The sequence below is a fragment of the Mycobacterium sp. KBS0706 genome (assembly GCF_005938675.2).
Lineage (GTDB): Bacteria > Pseudomonadota > Alphaproteobacteria > DSM-16000 > Inquilinaceae > Inquilinus.
In genome coordinates, this window is sequence record NZ_VCCH02000279.1 from 1 (window position 1) to 1,216 (window position 1,216).

Below are 1,216 nucleotides of genomic sequence, written 5' to 3' on the forward strand. Positions count from 1 at the left end.
AAGTCGTTCTCGCAGACAACTTTCTCAGATCCAAAGCCCCGATGCACCTATCCCCTTTGAGATATCCGGGCTAGACTCGGCTGTCTCGCTCCAAGGGGTGCAGTCCATAATCCAATCCCTGGACACAAGGTTGCATCGGCAATCCACGGCCGATAATATTCGCTCTCGTCCGGCTCGGGTTCTTGTTCCGAGATGGATTGTGCCTGATATGCAAATCGGAAATTGCAGCTAACGCAGGGGACCGCTATGAGTCTTCAACAGATCCCGCGTGTTGCCGGACTCTCTCGAGAAGAGTTTTATACGAATTACGTCGAACAAAATCGGCCGGTTGTTTTGGAAGACGCAGCATCCGATTGGCCTGCCATATCGAAATGGACTTCCGAGTATCTCGCCAGAAGCGGTGGAGATCAGGTCGTCCAGCTCTGGAGCATCGATCCTCGGAAGCCTCCAGCGCACAGTTATCTTAGAGCCGAAAGTACATTGCGTGAATATATTGCACGGCTGCCCGATGCCGCCAGGGGCGATCCCTACTTGGCGGAGCAGCCACTCAAGAATTTATTCCCGGATTTATTGGCCGACGTCGGCCCGATGCGTTACAGCCGGAGTCATCCTTCTAGCCTATCCATCATGCTGAGTTCGAGATCCGTGGCGGCGCTCCACTATCATCCGCACTTGGAAGCGATTTCTCATCAAATTGCTGGAACCCGTCACTTCATATTGTTTCCGCCAACAGAAACGTCCCGGTTGGATCCGGGGCCGGTTATGAGCCCCCTGTGGAATTTTGGGCGACGCGTTATCAAAGAAGACGAAATTGAATCTATGCGTGAGGAAGTGTTCGAGACGACGCTTACCGCTGGTGAGGCAATTTTTATACCGCTTCATTGGTGGCATACAGTGTTTGCAGGAGCGGGATTGAGCATTCTGGTCTGTGATTTCTTCGAGTATCCGCATGCACGACCGCCACAGAGCGAAATCTCTGTTCGAGTGGAACAAATGCACGCGGCCTGTCGTGAATCCATTGCCGCTTGCGAAGCTAGCCTGCAGCGCGTATCGGGCGTGGAGGACAAGACTCCTTACTTTGAGCACATCATTTCTTGTTGCCGCGCAATCAATGACAAGAAGAAAGAGCAGCAGGTGCTTATCGCGGCGCTGTCCGCTCTACCCGAAACCGCAGGACGACGCCGTGAGATACAGAGTCGCTTAGACGAATTGGCCT

At 53.3% G+C, this 1,216-nt stretch carries 1 protein-coding gene; it reads left to right on the forward strand.

Annotated features, from left to right (window positions below; translation table 11 throughout):
- Positions 1 to 246: 246 nt before the first annotated feature.
- Positions 247 to 1,216 (forward strand): cupin-like domain-containing protein (locus FFK22_RS41815; protein WP_143957005.1); only part of this gene is annotated, 970 nt, incomplete at its 3' end.